The 22213-nt window shown below is 32.4% G+C and carries 13 protein-coding genes; 1 reads left to right on the forward strand and 12 read right to left on the reverse strand.

The features are described from left to right. Window positions 1-13: 13 nt before the first annotated feature. Window positions 14-2869: a YhgE/Pip domain-containing protein gene (locus ACP7BT_RS10295; RefSeq protein ID WP_041080258.1), complete on the reverse strand. Its 2856-nt coding sequence runs from the start codon at window positions 2867-2869 to the stop codon at window positions 14-16. Window positions 2870-3087: 218 nt separating this feature from the next. On the opposite strand from ACP7BT_RS10295, the gene ACP7BT_RS10300 reads away from it, so the two are divergent. Further along, window positions 3088-5226, forward strand: coding sequence for an amidase domain-containing protein (locus ACP7BT_RS10300; RefSeq protein ID WP_426303767.1), 2139 nt, complete (start codon window positions 3088-3090; stop codon window positions 5224-5226). Window positions 5227-5409: 183 nt separating this feature from the next. On the opposite strand, the gene ACP7BT_RS10305 is transcribed toward ACP7BT_RS10300, so the two are convergent. The 11 genes from ACP7BT_RS10305 to yycF all read right to left on the reverse strand — a co-directional run bounded on the left by ACP7BT_RS10305 (window position 5410) and on the right by yycF (window position 21886). Next, window positions 5410-7386 (reverse strand): GA module-containing protein, encoded by a 1977-nt coding sequence (locus ACP7BT_RS10305; protein WP_041080262.1) that lies wholly within the window; start codon window positions 7384-7386, stop codon window positions 5410-5412. 346 nt (window positions 7387-7732) lie between these two features. Further along, complete coding sequence (locus ACP7BT_RS10310; RefSeq protein ID WP_000592150.1) at window positions 7733-8278, reverse strand: YdhK family protein; 546 nt, start codon at window positions 8276-8278, stop codon at window positions 7733-7735. A 17-nt stretch (window positions 8279-8295) separates the two neighbouring features. Further along, window positions 8296-10359, reverse strand: coding sequence for a heavy metal translocating P-type ATPase (locus tag ACP7BT_RS10315; protein WP_041080265.1), 2064 nt, complete (start codon window positions 10357-10359; stop codon window positions 8296-8298). 601 nt (window positions 10360-10960) lie between these two features. Next, window positions 10961-11767: an abortive infection family protein gene (locus ACP7BT_RS10320; protein WP_041080267.1), complete on the reverse strand. Its 807-nt coding sequence runs from the start codon at window positions 11765-11767 to the stop codon at window positions 10961-10963. Window positions 11768-12364: 597 nt separating this feature from the next. After that, complete coding sequence (locus ACP7BT_RS10325; RefSeq protein ID WP_052463690.1) at window positions 12365-14086, reverse strand: DUF262 domain-containing protein; 1722 nt, start codon at window positions 14084-14086, stop codon at window positions 12365-12367. Window positions 14087-14705: 619 nt separating this feature from the next. Then, window positions 14706-15185, reverse strand: a complete 480-nt coding sequence (gene rlmH / locus ACP7BT_RS10330; protein WP_041080268.1) for a 23S rRNA (pseudouridine(1915)-N(3))-methyltransferase RlmH — start codon at window positions 15183-15185, stop codon at window positions 14706-14708. 817 nt (window positions 15186-16002) lie between these two features. After that, a complete protein-coding gene (locus tag ACP7BT_RS10335; protein WP_002481989.1) occupies window positions 16003-16803 on the reverse strand; it encodes an MBL fold metallo-hydrolase in 801 nt (266 codons plus the stop codon). Between the two features lie 423 nt (window positions 16804-17226). Then, window positions 17227-18009: a two-component system regulatory protein YycI gene (locus tag ACP7BT_RS10340; RefSeq protein ID WP_069822125.1), complete on the reverse strand. Its 783-nt coding sequence runs from the start codon at window positions 18007-18009 to the stop codon at window positions 17227-17229. After that, complete coding sequence (locus tag ACP7BT_RS10345) at window positions 18010-19350, reverse strand: YycH family regulatory protein (protein ID WP_041080270.1); 1341 nt, start codon at window positions 19348-19350, stop codon at window positions 18010-18012. It abuts the gene before it with no gap. After that, window positions 19340-21172, reverse strand: coding sequence for a cell wall metabolism sensor histidine kinase WalK (gene walK, locus ACP7BT_RS10350; protein ID WP_037537341.1), 1833 nt, complete (start codon window positions 21170-21172; stop codon window positions 19340-19342). The genes ACP7BT_RS10345 and walK overlap by 11 nt, the downstream gene beginning before the upstream one ends. 12 nt (window positions 21173-21184) lie before the next feature. Continuing rightward, window positions 21185-21886 (reverse strand): response regulator YycF, encoded by a 702-nt coding sequence (yycF, locus tag ACP7BT_RS10355; protein WP_002481985.1) that lies wholly within the window; start codon window positions 21884-21886, stop codon window positions 21185-21187. Window positions 21887-22213 lie beyond the last annotated feature (327 nt).

A 22213-nucleotide genomic window follows, 5' to 3' on the forward strand; every position in this document is an offset into this window, starting at 1 on the left:
AAGCATAATAACTTTATTCCATTACATCACTTTCTTCAGCTTTTTCAGTTGCTTTTCTCATCAGTGGATCAGTAATTGGTTTAAAGATAACACCAATTAATAAAAATCCTATACCAAATAATGAAAGTATCACTAATTTTTTAGTTAAAATTTCAGGTACAGGTCCTCCAACTGCTTCTCTTAAAGCATCTATTGAATAAGAGAAAGGTAAATAAGGGTGAATGACTTGGAAGAACTCTGGTGTAACTTGGATAGGGAAGGTTCCTCCACCACCTGCTATTTGTAGTACAAGGAAGATGATTGCAATTGCTTTCCCTGGATTTCCTAACAATGACACTAAAGTATATACAATTGAAATAAATACAAGTGATGAGAATACTGATATAGCAATAAACCATACAACAGATTCAACTTGCGCTTTCAGTATCACTATATCTCCAATTGATACGATGAGTGCTTGGATAATACCCAACGTGTAGAACAACCCACTCTTTCCTAGATAAATTTCTCTTGTCGTTAGATGTGGCTCTAATGATTTATGTTTATTATCTGTCGTTAATAAACTTACTAGTAATAAAGCTCCTACCCATATTGCTAATGCTGTGTAAAATGGTGTGCTTGCTGAACCGTAGTCTTTCACAGGAAATATATCTTTTTGATCTATATTAATTGGATTTGCGATTACATTAGCTTGTTTTTTCAAATCATTTTTCAATAGGTCTACCATTTTATCCACTGCATCGTCGTCTTCAATCTCATCAAATAGTTTGTTCGCTTTAGCCAGATCTTTTTCAACATCTGGTAATTGATTACGTGCAAAATCTGCCAAATTGTGCAAGCTTTCTTTTGCACGTGGTTGATTTGTATCTAAAATATCTACCAAATTATCATAGCGATTAAACAGTGTAGGTATTGTATTGTTCACAGTTGCTGTTGTATCAGATAACTGTTGTTCTAAACCTGGCAAGTCATTTTCAATAAATGATGCTGCGTTAGAAACACTTTGTTTAAATTGTGGATAATAATTTTGAGCAATAGACATTGCATCCATATATCTTTGCTCAATAACTGGTAGTGCACTTTGAATCGTCTCAATTCTATCCTTACCAGTAGTTAAAATACTTTCTCCTGAATTTATAACTTGATCAATTGTGTTTAATTTCGATTGAACAGTTGATAGTTTTATATCGCCGTCATCTAATAATGACATCACATCATTAGATACATCTAATAATTTTTGGTTTAGTTCTGACTTAATATAGTTTCTTAAATCATCTAAGCTACTATTCACGCGTGGAATTTCTTTAAGTAATTCTACTGCTTCTTCTTTACCAGAACTTCCATTCGAAAGTGCTTCACTAAGTTGATTTTGTGTCTTAATTAAATTATTAATTCTATTATTTGCTGATTCTAATTCCTTAATCTCATCAGAAAGATCTACCTTTTCTCTATCTTCAAGCTCTGATAATATATCTATAAACTTTTGATTGGACTTACTTGTTACTTCAAGCCTAGATTTAATATTATCTAAAGTTTCTTTGAAATCTTTTGGCTTATCTGTAGATATAATACCGTAAGTGACATTTTTTAGCGCATTAATATCTTCTTGACTACTTTCCGCTTGTTTGTCGGTATAATTGGATAAAGATAATAATGATTTTGATAGTGAAGCTTCCATTGCGCTTACATCTTCACTACTTATTGCTGTTCCATTTTGATTATTTCCAGCATTGTCGCTATTACTATTACTATTACTTATTTGCGAAGTTTTAATATTTGAATAACTATCTGACCCTTTAGAACTTTGCTGCTCGGTTTCAACATTTTCTTGTAATCGATTATTAGCATTTTGATTTGCTTCTTGTGCATTATCAACGACTTCTTGATAGCCTTCGACACGCTGTTGCACTGCAGGTAAATATCCTTGCGCTTCATTCAGGCCTTGTAACCCTGCGTCAACCCCTGCGCTTGCAAGGTCTACACCACGATTAATTTTTGGAAAAGCTTCTGGTACATCATTAGATGCAACATTCAAGGCATTTTCAATATTTGGCATGTAGTCATTTAATGCCAATATCAATTTAGCTCGCTCATTTAATGTCGGAATGGCCGCATTAACTTGGTTTAATTTATCTGCAGCATCTATAACTTCACCTTTATGATTTCCTAACGCTCTAAATTCATCAGCATAATTGTCAATTTCATCCTGATTTTCATCTAAATATATTATTTTATCAGCAAAATCATTAATTTTAGGTATAGAATCATTAGCTTTAGATACTGCATCTTCAATTTTATTTATGGTTGGAATTTCTTCCTCAAGTTTCACGCCAAGTCGATTTGCTTCATCTAATAATGCTTTTGTTACTGTCTCATTAAATTGTTCATTTGCTTTTTGAACAATGGCACTCGTCCCTGCATTTGTCATTTTAGGCGCAATCGCATTAAGTTTTTGATTCACTTTGTATTCTACGTCTGCTTGCTGTGGGTTTTTTCGAAGTGTGCCGGTAATTTGGTGTGTAAACTTCTCTGGTATGTAAATGGCCGCGTAATAATCGCCCATCTTCAAATCATGATCGGCTTTTTTTCGACTTACAAATTGCCAATCAAAGTTATCATCTTTCTTTAGTTTATTGGTAATTTTATTGCCCACGTTCACATTTTTATCTTTAACTGTATCTCCCTTATCCTCATTTACAACAGCCACTTTAATATTTTTAGTATTACCGTATGGATCCCATGTCGCTTCTAAGTTAAACCAAGCATAAAAAGAAGGAAGAAGTGCTAAACCTCCTAAAATCACTAAAACAGCAGGCGTCTTAGCAATCTTTTTCAAATCCATTACAAATAATTTTATTGCGTTCTTCATTTATACACCTCTAAAACTGTATCTATTGATTTTTCTTACATAAATTTAAAATTACTATTTGTTAATTTCATATAAGTTGATATACTGAATGCATTAATAAAGTCTATCCATTTTATAGTTGATACGATTCAACTAAATCTAAGTCTGTTTACAGTGTACCAAGACAAACCATAGTTTGTACATAGCAAAATAATATATTTTAGAAAAGAGGTATTTTCATGAAGCAACAAAAATTATTAGTCTGTTTGCTTTCAACTTCTTTACTTATTCCATCATTTTCTATCAACGATGTTAGTGCCGAATCTTTAGAAAAAAGTGCCACAACTTCTGAATCAAATGACGTGTATAAGGAAAAAGATGAGGAGCAAGCTAAGCAATCACATTCATCAAAAAATGGAAATGATGAAAAGAATAAAGCTAGTGATGAAAAGGAAAATAGTGAACGCAAGAGTAAGTTAAATAGTACAAAAGATGAAAGGACTACAGAAGATATTAATAATAAAAGACATAAAACTTCTGATAATGAATCATCCAACGAAAAAATACCGAGTTCATTTGAAAATTCATTTAATGATTCATCGTCTTATGATAGTTTGAATGTTTTCAAGCCAGAACCTTTTAAGAGTGACAATGATGGGCTATCTGAATTATTAAATCAACTGTTCTCTAATAATAAAATGAAACAAACTTCTACTATAGAGAATAACGATGTACAAAACGAGAAGAATGAGAGTAAAAATGATGATACATCTAGAGATCAAATAAATCCAAATACGACAAATTCGGATGATAGTGACGAATCAAATACTAACAATTTAGAAAAAAATAGTGATAAGGGTTCACTACAAGATGACATTGATGATGTACAGTCATCTGAGAAGTCAAAGAATGATAATATAGATAATAAGTCTGAATCAAACAAACTTCCAATTTATAAAAATCAAAAAAAAGATGATGGTGAGTCAAAACGATCTTCCCAACAAGATCGATCTTATGAAGAAGCAAATAATGATGCTGATGATCTAGACAACAAAGATAATGACACACCTGCTACTGAAAACGATAATGCCAACAGTGATAACGAAAATGCCAACAGTGATAACGAAAATGCTGATAAATCAGATACAAAATCTGACGATAAAGTATTAGATGCAATTTTAGACGAGTATAGTGAAAATGCTAAAAATAATAAAAAACAATATGATGCTAAAAAAGATGATTTATCAAATGGAAATAGTAAAAGTAAGGAAAATAATTCTGAGAAACAGGCATCTAATACAAATGCTAACCCTCAATTACCTTCTGAATCACAATTAGCTAAAAAAGAAAAGCCAGCTCAATCATTTGAAAACGACATAAAACAATCAAACATCAGATCTACTGCAACTTTCCAACAATTGCCAAATTTATCGGATGATAGTAAAAATTCTAACGATATAACAATTACTGAAAATAAAAACACACGAGGTTTTATTAAAACAATTGCACAAGACGCTCACGACATAGGTCAAGATGAAGATATTTATGCATCTGTTATGATTGCCCAAGCCATATTAGAATCTGACTCAGGCACTAGCGATCTTGCTAGTTCACCACATTTCAATTTATTTGGAATAAAAGGAGCTTATGAAGGTCAGTCGGCTACATTTAATACACTTGAAGATAATGGCAGCCATACGTTTCAAATTTCAGCAAACTTCCGTAGCTATCCAAGCAAAAAAGAATCATTGGAAGATTATGCCAATTTAATCAAACACGGCATCGATGGTAAAAAGGACATTTATAAACCAACATGGAAAAGTGAAGCTAATAGTTACCGTTCAGCAACAATGCATTTGGCTACCACATACGCGACTGATTCACAATACGCGGACAAATTAAATAGTATTATCAACCACTATGACTTAACACAGTTTGATAATAAAAAAATGCCTGATTTAAATAACTACAAAGCGAACAACGATGATTATGATTCAGCTTTCAAACCATTTTCAGAAACAACAAATGACTCTCCTTATCCTCATGGGCAATGTACATGGTATGTTTATAATCGCATGGCACAGTTCGACAAATATATGAGTGGTGATTTAGGCGACGCACGAAACTGGAATAATCGAGCAGAAAGAAAAGATTATGCTGTCTCTTCAACACCAAAAGCTCACACTGCCGTTGTATTTGAGGCAGGTCAACAAGGGGCAGACCAGATCTACGGTCATGTAGCTTTTGTAGAAAAAGTTAACGATGATGGTTCTATCGTTATCTCAGAATCAAACATTAAAGGACTTGGTATCGTTTCTTATAGAACAATTGATGCAGATGCTGCAACTGAATTGAGTTACATTACAGGTAATAACTAGTATGTTTAAATATTCCCTTTATTTTATTTATTAAAGTGTTTAATTTAGCTTTTATTCATTCAAAATACAAATGCTCCATTCAAAGTCCCACTTACTAGTGTTCACTTTGAATGGAGCATTTTAAATATACTATATGAATTAACTCATACTAAAATACAGTATGAGTTAATATTTACAATTTTTCTATTTATTTCGTTTGGTGAACCATATTAATCCACCACCTATAATGAAAAGTAGAATCCCTAATGGAATCGTTGATTTTTTTACTACTGTTCCTGTATCAGGTAAAGAAAAATCACCATTATTGTCAAATAAACCACTTAAAAAGCTACCCGAGGAATCACCTAGAGATAAAGCACGACCAGGCGAAGGATTAGATATATCCTTAATTCCATCTAATATACTGTTTCTATTAAATAAATCGTCAAATAGACTTGGTGTACCAAGTAATTTTGAATTTCCACTTAATTTTCGCATCTGTTCAGCTCTGTCTAACAAACTCCCATCAAATTTATTAGATAAACTTGGCGTATATTTTAATGGTTCAAACAAACCATGCATATCATCTTTAAATTTACTTATGTCTTTATCAGCCTTTAATAGATCATTCAACTCATTATTAATTCCCGATTTCATTAGATTTAATAAGTTATGCTTAGAATCTTCTTTTTTGGCAATAACGTCAGCAAGCGCTTTAGCTTTAGCATCATTTAATTTCGTAGCTAGCATTGTTTCTAAAGCTTTACGTTTATCATGAGATTGGTCCAATATATTTTCTAAAATATCATCACTTGTAACATTGTCCCCAAAATGATGTTTGATTAAAGCTACAATTTGTTCGTTACTAGGATTTTTATGCATTATTTCATCAACGATTTTTGATGTATCTATATGATCAAATTTAGTTAATAGAATTGTTTTAATAAGTTCTTGCTTATCAGATGTTTTATCAAACATAGATTTTAAAATATCATCACTCGTAGTAGTAGATAAGTTATCTAACTCACTAACAACTTGACTCGCGATTTGTTGATCTGTTTTACCTTTTGTATCTATACGTTCTAAAATAGATTGTGCACTCTTTTCATCAAAAGTACCACTAACAATATCTTTTACAGCTTGTTCTTTATTATTTACAGATTGTAAATGATTTAATACAACGTCATTTTGTTTTTTTAGACTTTGTTGCGTTTTTTCTATTTCCTTTTTCAATTTTTCTTTGTTTTTAGCAGATATTGAGTCTCGTTCAGAAAGCTTTGATTCCAATATCTTTAAATTATTTTCTTTATTTTCGACATAATAATCTAAATTATCTTTTACTTTTGAATGGTTTGTCGTAACTTTATCGATGTCTTTTTTAATTTCGTCTGATTGTTGCATTTGATTACTCTTAGTATTAGATGTATCTTTAAATGCTAAACCGTCTTGGTTGTTTTCTTTAACAGCGCCTTCGTCTTTTTCTGAAGCCGTATTTTTATTTTCTTCACTATCATTCATATCTGCTATATCTTTACTTTCTTCATTTAGTTTACCCATATCAACTAAATTGGAAAAATTAACACTATCATCAAACAAATGAGCTGTATTTTGCTTTGTATCTCTTTGATTTAAATTAGCATCAAACGTATTATCTTGCAGACCTTCTTGATCGAACAATTCATTACTATCTTGTTCTTCAATATGGTTAGACTTTTCTTTGACAGAAGAGGCTATATTTTTTTGACCATCTAACTCACTTTTTACACTTTCCTTATCTTCAGATACTTCCTTTTTGTCATTTTCAATTAAATGACTCTGCACTTTATTCTGTTCAATGATTTTATTATCAACCTTTTTTGCTTTCTTCAATATTGCTTCAACTTCTTCTGTACTTTTAGCTTTTATAATTTCATTAATAGAAGCATCTTTCTGACTACCTTTAATGTTTTTTAGTTTATCAATTTTCTCTTTACCTTCTTGAATGCGTTTTTCTAGCGTATTTTCACTATTCGAATGTGTCTCAATATTTAAATCAGCCTTATCTTTTGCTTCTACTGATGGTGTTAAAGTCACACTATATCCCATTAAAGAAGTGCTAATAATGAGGGCCACACTAGAAAATTTAAATTGATGATTTAATCTAGTTTTATTATTTAAATTATTATACCTTAACTTTTTCATTAAATTCACCTTTCTTCTAATTATTCATCCTCATTATATAGGTTATATAAATTTATTCAAATAGTAATATTGAAATACTATCTCATTTAAAGTAATAAATATTGTACAACTCAACTTTTAGCTTTATTTATTATAGGGTTCTGCTTATCAGGTAGTGATGCGGTTTTTAATTATATAATTTCAATTAATAAGGTAATGAACAGTTTTTTGATAAATGTTATTCTTCTAAAATTCTTTTTAATTTACACACTAAAAAATATCCTCCTTAACAATAATAAGTTATTTAAATTATTGATTAAGGAGGATATTTTTATATCTATTTATTTCTCAATTTAGAACTAGATTTTTATCGTGCTTTCAGCTCATTTCCTGTCATCCATTTATGATTTTTAATGATTTTACCATTATCTTTGGATTTGTAATCAACTACGTAAACAGTAGTCTTTTTCACGTTATCTATATTGGCTGTAGCACCTTTCATACCAGACATATGACTTGCTTCTAATTTAACAGTATCGCCCTTACTAAATCCATCTTTAGGTGCATCTTTAATCTCTTCGTTTACGACCCATTTATGATTGTTTACTTTTTCATTTCCATTTGTGGGTTTATAACTTACAACATAGGCATATGTTTTATACGCACCTTTTACAGTAGCTTCTGCACCTTTCATACCTGGCATATGCCCTGCTGTAATCGTTACTTTATCTCCCACTTTAAATTCACCCTCATTAGTCGATTTCATATCTTCTGGAACTTTACTTTCATCATTATGCTTCATATGGCTCTCACTTTTTTGGTCATTAGTGTCTTTATCTTTTTCATCATTATTGGAGCAAGCTGATAATATTAGTAATGATCCTAATATCATAAAAAATAATTTTTTAATCATAATAAAACTCCTATCTTTTATTTTAATTTTAATGTAAAGGCATTAATTGCAACAATAACCGTACTTAGTGACATTAAAATAGCACCTATTGCAGGTGATAAAATCAAGCCGATAAATGCTAAAATACCAGCTGCTAAAGGTACAGCAACAATATTATAACCTGCACCCCACCATAAGTTTTGCACCATTTTTCTCATAGTATTATTTGAAAGGGTCAAGAAATGAATAATATCTGATGGATTACTTTTAACAAGTATGATATCACCTGAATCCACTGCAACATCTGTGCCTGCACCAATTGCTATACCAATATCGGCTCTTATAAGACTCGGCGCATCGTTGATACCGTCTCCGACCATCATGACTTTATTACCGTCACTTTGATAATCTTTTATAATGCTTTCCTTATCTTCTGGCATGAGTTGTGCGTGGACATCACTAATACCTAATTCTTTTGCGACAGCGTGTGCCACTTCATTATTGTCACCTGTAAGCATGACTGGTGTAATATTTCTTGATAGTAAATCAGCTACCATTTGTTTTGAGCTTTCTTTAATTTGATCTCCTTGAGCAATCATGCCAATGACTTGTTGATCCTCAATTAAATAGCTGATTGAATTACCTTGTTGAGCTAATTTAGTAAACAAGTCATCGTCATAATTAAGTTTATGTTTATCAAGATAAGAGACATTTGTTATTTTATATGTTTTATTATCAATTAGACCTTCTAATCCGACACCTGGAATATTATTAACGTCTTGTGGATTAGTAAATGAAACATTTTTACTTTTCGCAAAATCAACAATACTTATAGCTAATGGGTGATTAGATTGACTTTCTAATGAGGCGAAAAGGCTTAATATTGTATCATTACTCAAATCATTTTTAAAGCTCTCATAATGATTCACAGAAAAGTTACCCTCAGTTAAAGTACCAGTTTTATCCATCATTACATAATCGATATGTTGAGCTATTTCTACAGACTCTCTATTTTTAATAATTAAACCATTATGTGCACCAATTGAAGTAGAACGTGCAGTGACTAAAGGTATTGCCAAGCCTAAAGCATGTGGACAAGCAATGACTAATACAGTTACGAGACGTTCGAGTGCAAAATCAACATCTTTTTGAATGAGCATCCAGACGATAAACGAAATCACGCCGACACTTACAGCAAAGTAGAATAAATAACCCGCTACTTTATCAGATAACAATTCAGCACTAGATTTATCACTTTGTGCTTGATTAACAAGTCCCATAACTTGAGAAAGATATCCATCTTCTCCCACAGCTGTAACCTTGAGTTGTATTGTTCCAGACCCATTAATAGAACCCCCGATGACGTTGTCATTTTGATTTTTTTGTACTTTTTTAGATTCTCCAGTGACTAGGGATTCATCTATAGATGTTTGTCCTTGAACGATAATACCATCTGTTGGAATGCTTTCTCCGGCTTTTACTTCGACGATATCATCAGTCATGATGTCTGATATTTTAACTTCTTCGCGTTGGCCATTATCCATAACTTTAATAGCACTATTAGGTAACAGTTCTGCCATTTTCTTTAAAGCATCTCCAGCATTTCCGACAGCATTCATTTCTATCCAATGTCCTAATAGCATAATTAAAATTAAGGTTGCTAATTCCCAAAAAAAGTCCATTGTATGACCAGTTGCACTACTAAAGTTATTCATATAAAAAGCATACAAGCTATAAATATAAGCTACTGAGATACCTAGGGTAACTAAGGTCATCATGCCTGGTTTTTTTGTAGCAATTTCATCTTTACCACCAGACAAGAACGGTTTACCACCATAAAAGAATAAAATTGTACTTAATATTAACACTACCCATTCAGAACCTGGAAATGTGAATTGAAAAGGTAAGTTAACACCCATCAGTGGCGATAAAAGAATGATAGGTATTGCAAAAATTAATGAAACAAAAAACTTAACTTTAAAATTTCCATGATGATGTGCATGGCCACTATGATGATGATGTGAGGCATGGTTATCATGATGCATTTGATTGGAATGATTCATGTGATTTTGATGATTATGCTCTTCACCATTATTATTCAAATTAACCCCTCCTAATGAAAATGTTATAGTAAAGTTACTTATACTATAACATATACCCACCCAGGGTATAAAGGTTTTCGATTTATCTCCTTTTATGGATTTATATAATTCCGAACCTTATATCTACACGTCCTACATTAGACCTTGTCATCGATATTTAAAACAATGTTTTAATTAAAAGATCTAATCTTAACTATCACATGACAATACACTCTAACCAAGGTTATCATTACCAACACAAGTCATATATTAATATTCTTAAAGAAAATAGCGCATTTCAAAGTATGCCTAGAAACGAAAATTGTCTTGATAATTATTAGAGAAGCCAGTAAATGAGTTTATAGTAAACTCATTTACTGGCCATTTTTCTAGTATTTATGCTCAGTCTCTTCAAACTATATTAATCATTTTTTGATTCTCATATTCTACGCCACAATAGCTGCATTCTATTAAAGTTACTATATATTCAATCAATTTCAAAGTGAGTTATATACAACCTATTTTTTAGTTTTATTTGTGATACGCTTCTGTTTATCAGCTAGTGATGCGGTTTTTGACAGATGTGTATGTATTATGACATTCTATCATTCTTAAATATTTTCTACTTCTTGTTTTTGTATGAATTTAAAAGAAATTCAGTTATTGTACGTGCTGAGTTAATTGCTAGAGAAGCATGTCGCGTTTCTGGTTTGTAATTTCGCTTGGATTTACCATGTGCGTCACCATATTCATTTCTTACTTCATCTAAACCATTAATTACGCTTATCATTCCACTCAAAATTGTCTTAAAAGTTTTTTCATTATATCCACCTGGTGAAAGATTCATTATCTTACTTACTTTTTTATATAAATCTCTTAAAGATTCATTATTATTAAAATCTTCTTCTTCTGAATCTAAAATATATTTTAGTGTACTTTCAACCATTGATTTTGCAGATGTTATTGCGTCTTCAGGATCCGTTTGTGCTTCTTTTTCAATTCTATTACATTCTCTCAATACATACTCAACATCAAATTTTTCTGCCAAAGATTTAACTGTACTTAGGTTAACCTCGCTTCCATTTTTAGTAATTTTTCCTGTATCTTTATTATATCCATAACCCAATGTATTAATTATTTTTATTAATCTATTAATTTCTATGTCTTCATCAATTTCAAAATTATGCAGATCCCATTGAAATAAATATATTTCTATAACATTAAGTAATTTAGAAAATTCAACTTCATTTTTTAAATTTAAAGTACTAATGTATTCCCACGCTAACGATTTACGTTGCCCGCTATATTTTAAATTTACAGTACTATCTCTCATAATATCTGCATCAATAAAATTATTTTCAATTTCTCTGAGCGAACTCCTTGAAGAGAGTAGGTCTAAAAATTTATCAATGAGTATTGATTTTTTCATGATATTCTCCTATTGACTATTAATTTTTCTAAAGTTTTCAAGTTCATCTTTTAAACCTTTAACTGTTTTTATTTTTTTAGTGATATCTTCTTTTGCAAATATTGTCATATGCTCAATTCCAAATACACGTGTATGATTTTCAAAAAGTTACCTTCCGTATCATTTTCGAAAACCAATACACACTCTTTAAATTTATTCTTCCATTGATTTACCTTCATACATAAAAAAGTGAATATTATAAAACATTGCATCTTCTATAAAATAACGATAATAAAGTGTACCATCTTAGTATACATTAGGATTTATCACACCAAATTCAGGCACTGAAGTTTTGTAAACGCTAGACTCTAATGCGACATATTGACGACCATAGAGAATTATTCTATGATATTTGAATTCATAATAAAAATACAAACTGCACTAATATATTAATTATACATATAGAATGGATCTACTAATGTAGAATAATTTTCTTTCTTTGCAAGTTCTTTATTTTCGTATACTGTATACTCCGGCGATTCTCTAAAAAAATATCCTGTTGATTTTGCATCTATTTTCAGAAGTTAGTAGGAATAATTAATGTCCATATTTATTGAATCATAATTTGAAAATAGCGATAACATCACTCGTCAATTGTCTATTACGTGCTTGGATATCTTTTATATCCCATTGACTATTTTTTTTATTAATTGATTTATTTAAATAAAGTCCTAAATTAAGCCCTACTAAATCTTTATTATCTGTGAAATTTAATTTTTCAACAAATGTTTTATTTCCTAACTCTGAGTTATATGGAGTTAATGTAAGGTTCCCTATTTTATGGACATACTCATCTCTTATTTCCACAGCCCGTTCTCTATCATCAGGGCTTATTACATCTTTCCAATAGTCTGATAAATTTAACCCTTGAGGTAAGATGTGTTCAATAGACCATATTAATGTACCTTTTTCATTTGTAAATTCATCTAAAGAATCTCTCTTAGCTTTATTAAAAAAGTTACCTTTGACTCTCTCTAGTGTTATTAAAATAAAGCGTGTAGTTTTTTTATTCCTATCATAGATTCCACTTTCTAACGCAGAAGTCAATTGTTCATCATTCGGTATAATTTTTTTGACCTCTTTTTTTATATATTCAACTATATCATTGGACTTAAGACCATTTTTATAAATATAATTTTTCATTGTCATAAGATCATGTCTTAAGTTTGACGCTTTGGGAATCAAAGTAATATTTCTTCTTACATATAGAATTATTAATATATTAATAATTTCATTTATGTGTTCATCATTTAATTCATATTCTTCTTGTTTTACCATTATATTCAAAAGTAAAGGATAGCTAGTTGTTGCATCTAATTTGGATAAACCTGATAAAGAATAAGTATATTGTCTTTCATTATTAGAAATTCTATTAAATATTCGGGCTCTGTGTAACAAACTATCGATATAGTCCGCTTTTTTTTCATTAAATATTTTTTCATATTTTTTAACTATTTTGCCTTTAGTCAGGCTTTGCGCGTTATCATAATTTTCAAGACCATCGTAATTATTAAGAATAAATTGTCTTAATTTGATATCGTCAATTTCATCTTCTTTTTCGAATAATGACTTCAGTTCATGCCATTTTTCAATCTCTCCCCCCTTTGAGAGATAAATATTTTTAAGTAGGTCAAGAGGAGTAAGCGGTAGTCCTTTTGAATTTAGACTTGCGAATACTTGATAAGAATCGTTTAGATCGGGAACAGCTATTTCTAATAGAACAACATTGGACAATTTGTTTTGGAACTCTAACAATTCCTCTAAGTTATCGATTTGTCCTATCAAGTGACTTCTTATATAATCATATCTCTTGAATAAAGTATATTTCTTCCAACCACCTGGTTCCTCATTATTCAGAATAAGGGTAATATTTTTCCAAACATTCTTGTCATTATCTAATAATTTCAATCTTACATCTTTACGATCGATTAAAAGATAACGTCTGATATCGCTCATTTGTTCAGATACTTCTAATCGTTTATTTGTATCATCTAATTTTTTCTCAAATTTAAGCAGATTTTCAAATACTCCTAAAAGAAATAAGGATAGGGTTGTTAACCGTTGTTGACCGTCTATTATATGATTTTCATTGTCATCTGTATAAATTAATAAGTTTCCAACATAGTACCCTTTTTCTTCACTCTTAATATCCGCGTACAATGTTTCAATTTGTTCTTCTTTCCAAGAATAGTTTCTTTGATATTCTGGCACATTATAAGTTACGTCACTGTTTGGTTGTAATAAGCCTTCTAAAGTTTTGGTGTTGGGTGTGATTTTCATTATTTACCTCCTGATTTTTCATAATTTTACTAATATTTTTAAAGTAATATGTTATTTATAACTAATTCATATTTTTCATTATCATATAATACTACTTGCCATCAGTTCAGCTTGCTCGACTATATTAACTACTGCTAACTTTAGAAGATCAGTTAGGTATTCGTTCTTTCTTAGTATCTTCCTCACAGCTATTCTCTTTTCACTTGCGCCAATCTACACTAATGTTTGTAAATATATGAGCTGATGAAATTTTTTTACAACTTTCTTTAACCACAGAGTTTATGAAATTTAAAAGTTTATATTTCCTTCTTAAATACTTTCTATTAATAATGTCAAAAACTTATTCTTTTTAATAGGAAAAGTTAGTTGTTTAACTTTCCTATTAATTAAATAATCAATTTTCTCAATATTTTATATGTTCAAAATTTCTAATCAAGCCAATCTATAGAGGAATTTGAAACTTGTTTTATTTTAATTCAATTATAAAATGTTGGTCTATTATATCATATTTATCTAAAATTTCTTTAGTTCTCATAAACGTTTCTCATTTGTATCAATGAAATACTTAAATTTTAATATATATTAATTCAAAATGATACTGTTTTCATCAAAAACCGCATCACTTGTGATACGCTTCGCCGCGCATAATCTTAAACGCACGATAAACTTGTTCTATTAATATCACGCGCATCATTTGATGTGGGAAGGTCATCTTGCTGAATGATAGTGCGTAGTCGCTGCGGTCTAGTACGTCTTTATGCAGACCGTTGGACCCGCCAATAATGAATGTAAAGTCACTTTGGCCACGTGTCATGCGGCTTTCTATTTCTTTTGCCAAACCTTCAGACGTTAACATATTACCTTTAATTTCTAACGTGATGACCGTGGACTGCTGTTTTACTTTTGCTAGCAAACGCTGGCCTTCTTTTTCCTTAACTTGTTCTACTTCTTTATCGCTCATATTTTCTGGTGCTTTTTCATCGGGAACTTCGATGATTTCTACTTTCGAATAGGCACCTAAACGTTTTTCATATTCTGCAATGGCTTGTTTCCAGTATTTCTCTTTTAATTTACCTACTGTGAGTATTGTTATCTTCATTTTTATCCTCCGAGTTTAGTAAAAGTATAAGTTATTAGACTTATCCACAAGTTATACACTTATTCACACTATTCCCTCTTATTATAACAGTAATGTATACTGCTTTTTAATAATTTTTACGTTTTATCAACAAAAAAGAAAGAATAACCTGTGTATTTGTGGGTAACCCTGTGTATAATGTGGGTATTTCTATGTGAATTGTGCACATCTCTGGATAACTTTGGACAAAACAGTGGATAAGTTGACGGTTGTCTTACATACTTATTCACAAACTTAACCTTTTCTTCATAAAACTCTTGTCTAATCCTTACAAAATGCTAAGTTATCCCCTGGTTATATTTATTCGATTACTGTATATTTCATCTGTGTTAAGACATAGGGTTGTATAACCATGTACGATTTATGATGACGGCTAACAAAAAACCTATACCTCCTTATGAGATATAGGTTAAATATGTATCTTAAATGATGTCTATTATGTGAGTTCCTTAAGTAGTCGCTAAACTTTTCCAGTTAAGTCTGTTCATATACCAACCAGTACATTAGCTTATGCATTAATAGTCCCTCTTTATACGCTATTCAACATGTCTATTGATGCGCATAGATGACTGGTTTCTAAATACGCTTATATAAAGCTTTTAAAGCATTACTTCTTTATTTATAAAGATTAGTAGTGCTTATGCAAATGCTAGAGCAATTGCATTCTTTTAAAAAACTCATCCTTGCGAGGGTGGGACTACGAAAATATTGGATTACATTAGCTTATACTAATGCATTAAGAGTCCCTAAACATCATAGATGTTAGGGACTCTATACCTTATAACGTATATATTGGTGTGGCGTTGGCTTTGTCGGTATCGCACAGAAGTACTTCTTTTTCTGTGTCGATATCATTTTCGTTAAGTAATTGACCGACGCTCATGCGTGCGAGATCTTTCATATTATTGTCTTGTGATAAATGGGACAGGTAAATGCGTTTGGTACTACCCGTGATGACGTCTGTCATGGCACGACCTGCGTCTTCGTTGGAAACATGGCCCATATCGCTGAGGATACGTTGCTTGGTCTTCCAAGGGTAACCGCACATGCGTAGCATATCCACATCGTGATTGCTTTCAAAGACGAATGCATCGCTGCCTTGAATCATGCCTTTCATGCGATCTGAGACGTAACCTGTGTCTGTTAAAATCGTAAATTTCTTATAGTTATTATGGAAGATATAGAATTGTGGATCAATGGCATCGTGTGACACGTTAAACGATTCGATATCGAATCCGGCTAATGATTTTGTTTCGTATGGATTGAAGATAAATTTTTGGTCCATTGGAATTTTGCTGTCTTTCTTTTCGATGGCTGTCCATGTTTTTTCATTGGCGTAAATTGGCAACTTATATTTACGTGCTAACACCCCGAGTCCTTTAATATGATCCGAATGCTCGTGCGTCACCAAGATACCATTCAAATTTTGTATCTGTTTGTCTATTTGTCCAAATAGTTCTTCCATTTTCTTTCCTGTCAAACCTGCGTCGACAAGGATACTGCCTTTATCACTTTCCACATAAGTGGCGTTTCCTGTACTACCACTCGCTAATACACTCATACGTATCAAGCGATTCACCCTTTCTAATCTATAAACATTGTTTAACGTTATTATTGCTGGGCAGACTACGGTTTATGTGCCGTCAACTTGCCCTCTGTCTAATTAATGCTATTTGTAAAGTGCAATCAGCAACGCTATCATAACTTTTCCTTATATCGTTATAAAAGTTACAAGCATACTGCACTTTTCTAAAATATTAACCATCTTATGATTATCTTCTCAATGATAAATCAACATGATTTCGACTTTTTTTATAATATCTTTTCGCGTTATTTAACTTTTCCATAATACGTTATTAACAGTATTTAATTTTAACATACTTTTGACTTCACTTCTGTGTATATTGTTTATTTTAACAAGCATCTTTTTCAAAAATTCTTAAATAAAACTCAAACAATCCAAAAAAGCACACCTTCAAAAGGTGTGCTTAAGTAATCCACATTATTCTTCAATAATTTTTGGACTGTCTGATACGGCTTCGACATAGTAGGTCTTAATCTTATCGCCGTGTTTGACTTTAATTTCCCAATTGGCTTCGAGTACTTGTACGTTCGGCTCTTTAACAACGGTATAGTAGCCAAGTCGTGCATTGGTTACTTCATCATTCCGCTTCAAGTAACGATTATAATACAGTGCTTCTATGGCGCTCTTAGCTGAGTTCACTTGTTTCTTATCGTTATTCGCACCTTCTGATGGCGCAATCGATTTCATTGCGGTTTGCTTATAGCTCGTTGCTTTACCTTCATTATTGACGTTAAATTCAAGTCTCGCTTTATTATTGTTCATAATTGGATAGTCATGATACGTTTGTTCAAAGGTCACTTTGTCGTTATCAATATTACTCATTTCGTAATTCTTACCTTTATAGACATTGTCTTTGACGTAGGATTTTAATGCGGTATATTGATCATTTCCGACATCGACCGCATTATTGATATCGCCTTTTGCTCTGGCACCGGAATCTTCACTTGAGATCTCAGAGCGTGATTTTGCATAAGATGAAAAATCAAATGACCGTGCAGTCAGTAATTGCATTTTCAAACCTTTAACACTTGGAAGGTTATCAGGAATTGTAATTTCTTCTTGTTTAAAATTCACAGCATTTTCTTCTTCGCTATCATTGATATGCGATTTATTCACCTTATCAATATAAATAATCACTAAGCTAATATTGACTAGAATAAACACGAAAATAAATAAGGTTTTGGCTCGTTTCCAGTTCATTTATTCTAGCCTCCCATCTTCGTATGCACGCCATTCACCGTTATATTGTACATACCATTGTGGTTTAAATTCGCTATTGCGTTGAATTTCAATATCACTTTTATCTGGTTTTTCTTCCATTCTGTAACCAATCGTCATGTTCGTCACATCTTCAAAGTTAATTTCTGGGTTGTTGGCCAACTCTGAACGTACCGTTTCAGCACCAGGCAATTTCGTTTCGTCTCCGCCACTGTCAATTGTGACATTGGCTTTAAGCAATGCACGTGCATAACTGAAGACGCCTTTATCTCCCCAAGATACTTTGATATTGTTTAAATTTTCATCGTTAAATGTTGGACGACCGTTTAAGAACATTTGATAGGTAAGTTCCCCATTTTTATTATCTATATTGAATAAGCGATAATCATCAGTAAAACCGCCGTGGTTATTAATATAGTCATAGGTACTTGGTATACTATCTTGCATGTTAGTTGAACGGTTTTCATCTTCTGAGAGGTTAGTATAACGATACTTTTCAGTTTCATCATTATAATTCGCCACACCTGTATTATTGTTATAGGTTGCGGTACCGCTCTTCGTACTACGTACAACGACAGAATCATTGAATAATATAGAGTTCATCGTATCAACACTGATGCGGTTGTAAATCGTATGATATGATTTCATCGCTTCTGGTGCTTTTGGTGCAAAGATATGTGTCGCTCTATCAATCGTATCTTTATTCGTTATGATTTCTGAGTATGGATTCATTTTTTTATGTTGTGATTGCATCACTTTTTTAATGTTATTTAATTTTGCGGAAGTGGTCATACGCACAACGTTATGTCTATCGCCACTAATCGCATAAAGTTTCACATTGCCATCTTTGTTATTGTCGATGATAAGTCGATCGAATTTAAAATTATTCGGTACTTTGGCATCGATATTCAGCGCTTGGCCTAAGTAAGTTGCTAATGGCATGTCATAGCTGAAATCAAGTACGAGAAACTCATCCGTTAAATCTGGAATGATTAAGTTGTGGTTGCTGTGCATTTGTTCAGCATGCAATACGCGATGGTTCTTTAATGGCTTTAATATGGTTTCGATATTTTGCTTTGTCGCTTCCATGCCTTCAGTCTGGTCACCTTTAGAGTGAACCACTTGATAGGGTGTAATGATTTGATCCATACCTTGATTCAACGGTTTGCCAATTGAATTGGGCTCATAATCTTTGCTGTTGCTACCTTGGTTATCTACATTGGCTAAATCAGGTGAGAAATTCCAAGTCATATAGGTTAACACGACGCTCATTAAGACAAGAAGGATGAGGATAATCGATTTAATTAATTCTTTACTCCGCATCCCAATCACCATCTTCTAGAACTTCACAAGGAAGTGTAATAAAGATTGACGTGCCTTGTCCTTCTACGCTGTTTGCCCATATACGACCGTTGTGTGCTTCAACGATTTCTTTAGAAATGGCTAAGCCTAAACCTGTACCACCCATTTTACGTGTACGTGCTTTATCTACACGATAGAAGCGGTCAAATATTTTATCTACTTTATTAATTGGAATACCAATCCCATTATCTTTCACACGAATGGTCATACGATTATATAACGTATTCTGTTTCACGTGAAACTCGACACGTTTATCGCCACGAGAGTATTTCATCGCGTTCGTTATGACGTTGTCAAACACTTGGGTCATCTTATCTGGATCGATTTCCGTAAAGATGGTTTCGGTTGGTACTTCACGCACAAATGTCGTATCTTTTGCTGACATTTCATGGCGGTTAATGATTTTATTAATAAACATATTAAAGTCGACAATTTCTTTGGTAATTTGCTCTGATTCATTGTCCATTTTAGATAATTGTAATAGGTCATTAACAAGACGAATCATACGTTCTGTTTCTTCACGTGTAACGGATAGAAATTGTGGTGCTAATTCGCCATCTTTCCAAGCACCACTTTCGAGTGCCTCGATATAACTGTTCATGGAAGTCAGTGGCGTACGCAATTCGTGTGAGACGTTCGCAACGAATTCACGGCGTTCGCGTTCTACTTGTTGTTGTTCTGTTACATCATGTAGCACGGCAATATAACCTGTCACAAAACCAGTTTCTTGTACAATCGTACTAAAGTTAACCCGGGCAATAATACCTTCATTTTCATTAATATCTAATAAGAAGCTATCATTATTTTCTTGAATTTCATCTAATGAGAAATCTTCTTCGAGTTTAAGCACTTTAAGCATGTGGTCACCGATAATGTCTTCTTTCATTGTGCCCATCATAGTGAGTGCCATGTCATTGACAATGCGCACACGGCCACGACGGTCGGTTGCAATGATACCGTCACTCATATGTGTGATAACGGAATCGAGACGGCGTTTCTCACTTTCGGTATTCGCTTGTGCTTCTTGAACACGTTTGGACAGATTGTTAAAGGCGAGTGCGAGCTCACCGATTTCATCGTTACCATAGATTTTCACACGTTGTGTATAGTTACCTTTAGACATTTCAACGGTTTGGTTCCGCATGTCTGTAATCGGCTTTGTAATGGTACGCGCAATAAAGAAACCGAGTATCACGGTAATCAATAGTGATATCCCTGTACCAACGATAAAGATTTGATTGATATTGCTCAATTGGTTATACACATCATTGATGTCCGCTTCGATATAGACATCACCAATTGTGCCATCGTTTGATGTTTTCACAGGCAGGTTGTATACCCACACACGTTGTTTACCATTACCGTAGTCTTTTAATACGGTATGGCTATTGATTTCACCGAGTGACAGCGCCTTTTGAATGGAATTGTCATTCGCTTTTTGATTAATTAGACTACGCGTAGACTGCTTCGAAGTAGCCATGATAATCTGATCTTTATCTATAAAACGGATTTCTTCTATTTCTTGTCTATTCGCATACTCATTAAGTAAGTTCTGAACTTCTTTTTGAGCATTAATTGCATTATCTTCGTCATAGACTTTTTCTATATTAATCTCAATTTGTTTCGCGTATTGCGAAATATTATTTTTAAATGTTTGTGTTAATTCTTTTTCTAGACTATTCGTAAAATATAAACCGATAATTTGCATACCGATTATAATGAGTAATACATAGACAATAACCAATTTCGTGTGTAAGGACTGAAAATGTTTAAGCCATTTCATTAATATGTGCCTCTATTCATGTTGTTGGAGGAAATATCCAACACCACGACGTGTCACAATATATTCTGGATGAGATGGATCATCCTCGATTTTTTCACGTAAACGACGAATTGTTACGTCTACTGTACGTACATCACCAAAATAGTCATAACCCCAAACAGTTTGTAATAAATGTTCACGTGTCATTACTTGTCCCATATGTTTAGATAAGTAATGGAATAATTCAAATTCACGGTGTGTTAATTCGATATCATCGCCACGTTTTTTAATAGAGTATGCATCTGGATAGATGACGATATCTTTAATTGTAATTTCATTGGACGCATCATTAACTTCTTGTGCTGGTTGTGAATAATGACGACGTAAGTTGGCTTTAACACGCGCGATTAATTCACGTGTGCTAAATGGTTTCGTCACATAGTCATCTGCACCTAGCTCAAGACCTAATACTTTATCAATTTCTGAGTCTTTCGCTGTTAACATGATAATTGGCATTTCGTATTTTTTACGTACTTCACGACAAACTTCCATGCCGTCGCGACCAGGTAACATAATGTCTAATAACACGATGTCTGGTTCTTCATCATAGATTAAATCGACTGCATCGTTACCATCATAGGCACAAAATACTTCGTAGCCCTCTTTTTTCAAATTAAATTCTAAAATATCAGCAATTGGTTTTTCATCATCGACTACAACAACTTTTCTAGCCATATTTATAAACCTCATTTCTATATTGTAGTACATTTACATTAAATTCTACGCATTTCCCTATAATACAATTTACCATTTATGGCGCGCTAATTCTATTTTTCCAAATAAAAATTTAAAATTGTATATTGTAAAATTATAACATTATCCCGATTAAATGGGTATTCATCGGGTCATCATAGGTGTTCCTAGTTTAAACAATCATCCTGTATCATTCGAATTTATTGCTTATAACACAAATAAGTGAGCGCACGCGTCACCTAATATGCATTAGATGACGTATGCTCCTCCCTCTGTGGTGCTTTATATTTATCTAAAACTGTATCATTC

The organism is Staphylococcus sp. Y174-1 (assembly GCF_049897865.1).
GTDB lineage: Bacteria > Bacillota > Bacilli > Staphylococcales > Staphylococcaceae > Staphylococcus > Staphylococcus saprophyticus.

Bases quoted from the DNA above. Each gene is read 5' to 3' on its own strand.
- ACP7BT_RS10295 (WP_041080258.1), bottom strand. From the start codon at position 2,869: ATGAAGAACGCAATAAAATTATTTGTAATGGATTTGAAAAAGATTGCT.
- walK (WP_037537341.1), bottom strand. From the start codon at position 21,172: ATGAAATGGCTTAAACATTTTCAGTCCTTACACACGAAATTGGTTATT.
- ACP7BT_RS10320 (WP_041080267.1), bottom strand. From the start codon at position 11,767: ATGAAAAAATCAATACTCATTGATAAATTTTTAGACCTACTCTCTTCA.
- ACP7BT_RS10310 (WP_000592150.1), bottom strand. From the start codon at position 8,278: ATGATTAAAAAATTATTTTTTATGATATTAGGATCATTACTAATATTA.
- ACP7BT_RS10305 (WP_041080262.1), bottom strand. From the start codon at position 7,386: ATGAAAAAGTTAAGGTATAATAATTTAAATAATAAAACTAGATTAAAT.
- ACP7BT_RS10325 (WP_052463690.1), bottom strand. From the start codon at position 14,086: ATGAAAATCACACCCAACACCAAAACTTTAGAAGGCTTATTACAACCA.
- yycF (WP_002481985.1), bottom strand. From the start codon at position 21,886: ATGGCTAGAAAAGTTGTTGTAGTCGATGATGAAAAACCAATTGCTGAT.
- ACP7BT_RS10300 (WP_426303767.1), top strand. From the start codon at position 3,088: ATGAAGCAACAAAAATTATTAGTCTGTTTGCTTTCAACTTCTTTACTT.
- ACP7BT_RS10340 (WP_069822125.1), bottom strand. From the start codon at position 18,009: ATGAACTGGAAACGAGCCAAAACCTTATTTATTTTCGTGTTTATTCTA.
- ACP7BT_RS10345 (WP_041080270.1), bottom strand. From the start codon at position 19,350: ATGCGGAGTAAAGAATTAATTAAATCGATTATCCTCATCCTTCTTGTC.
- rlmH (WP_041080268.1), bottom strand. From the start codon at position 15,185: ATGAAGATAACAATACTCACAGTAGGTAAATTAAAAGAGAAATACTGG.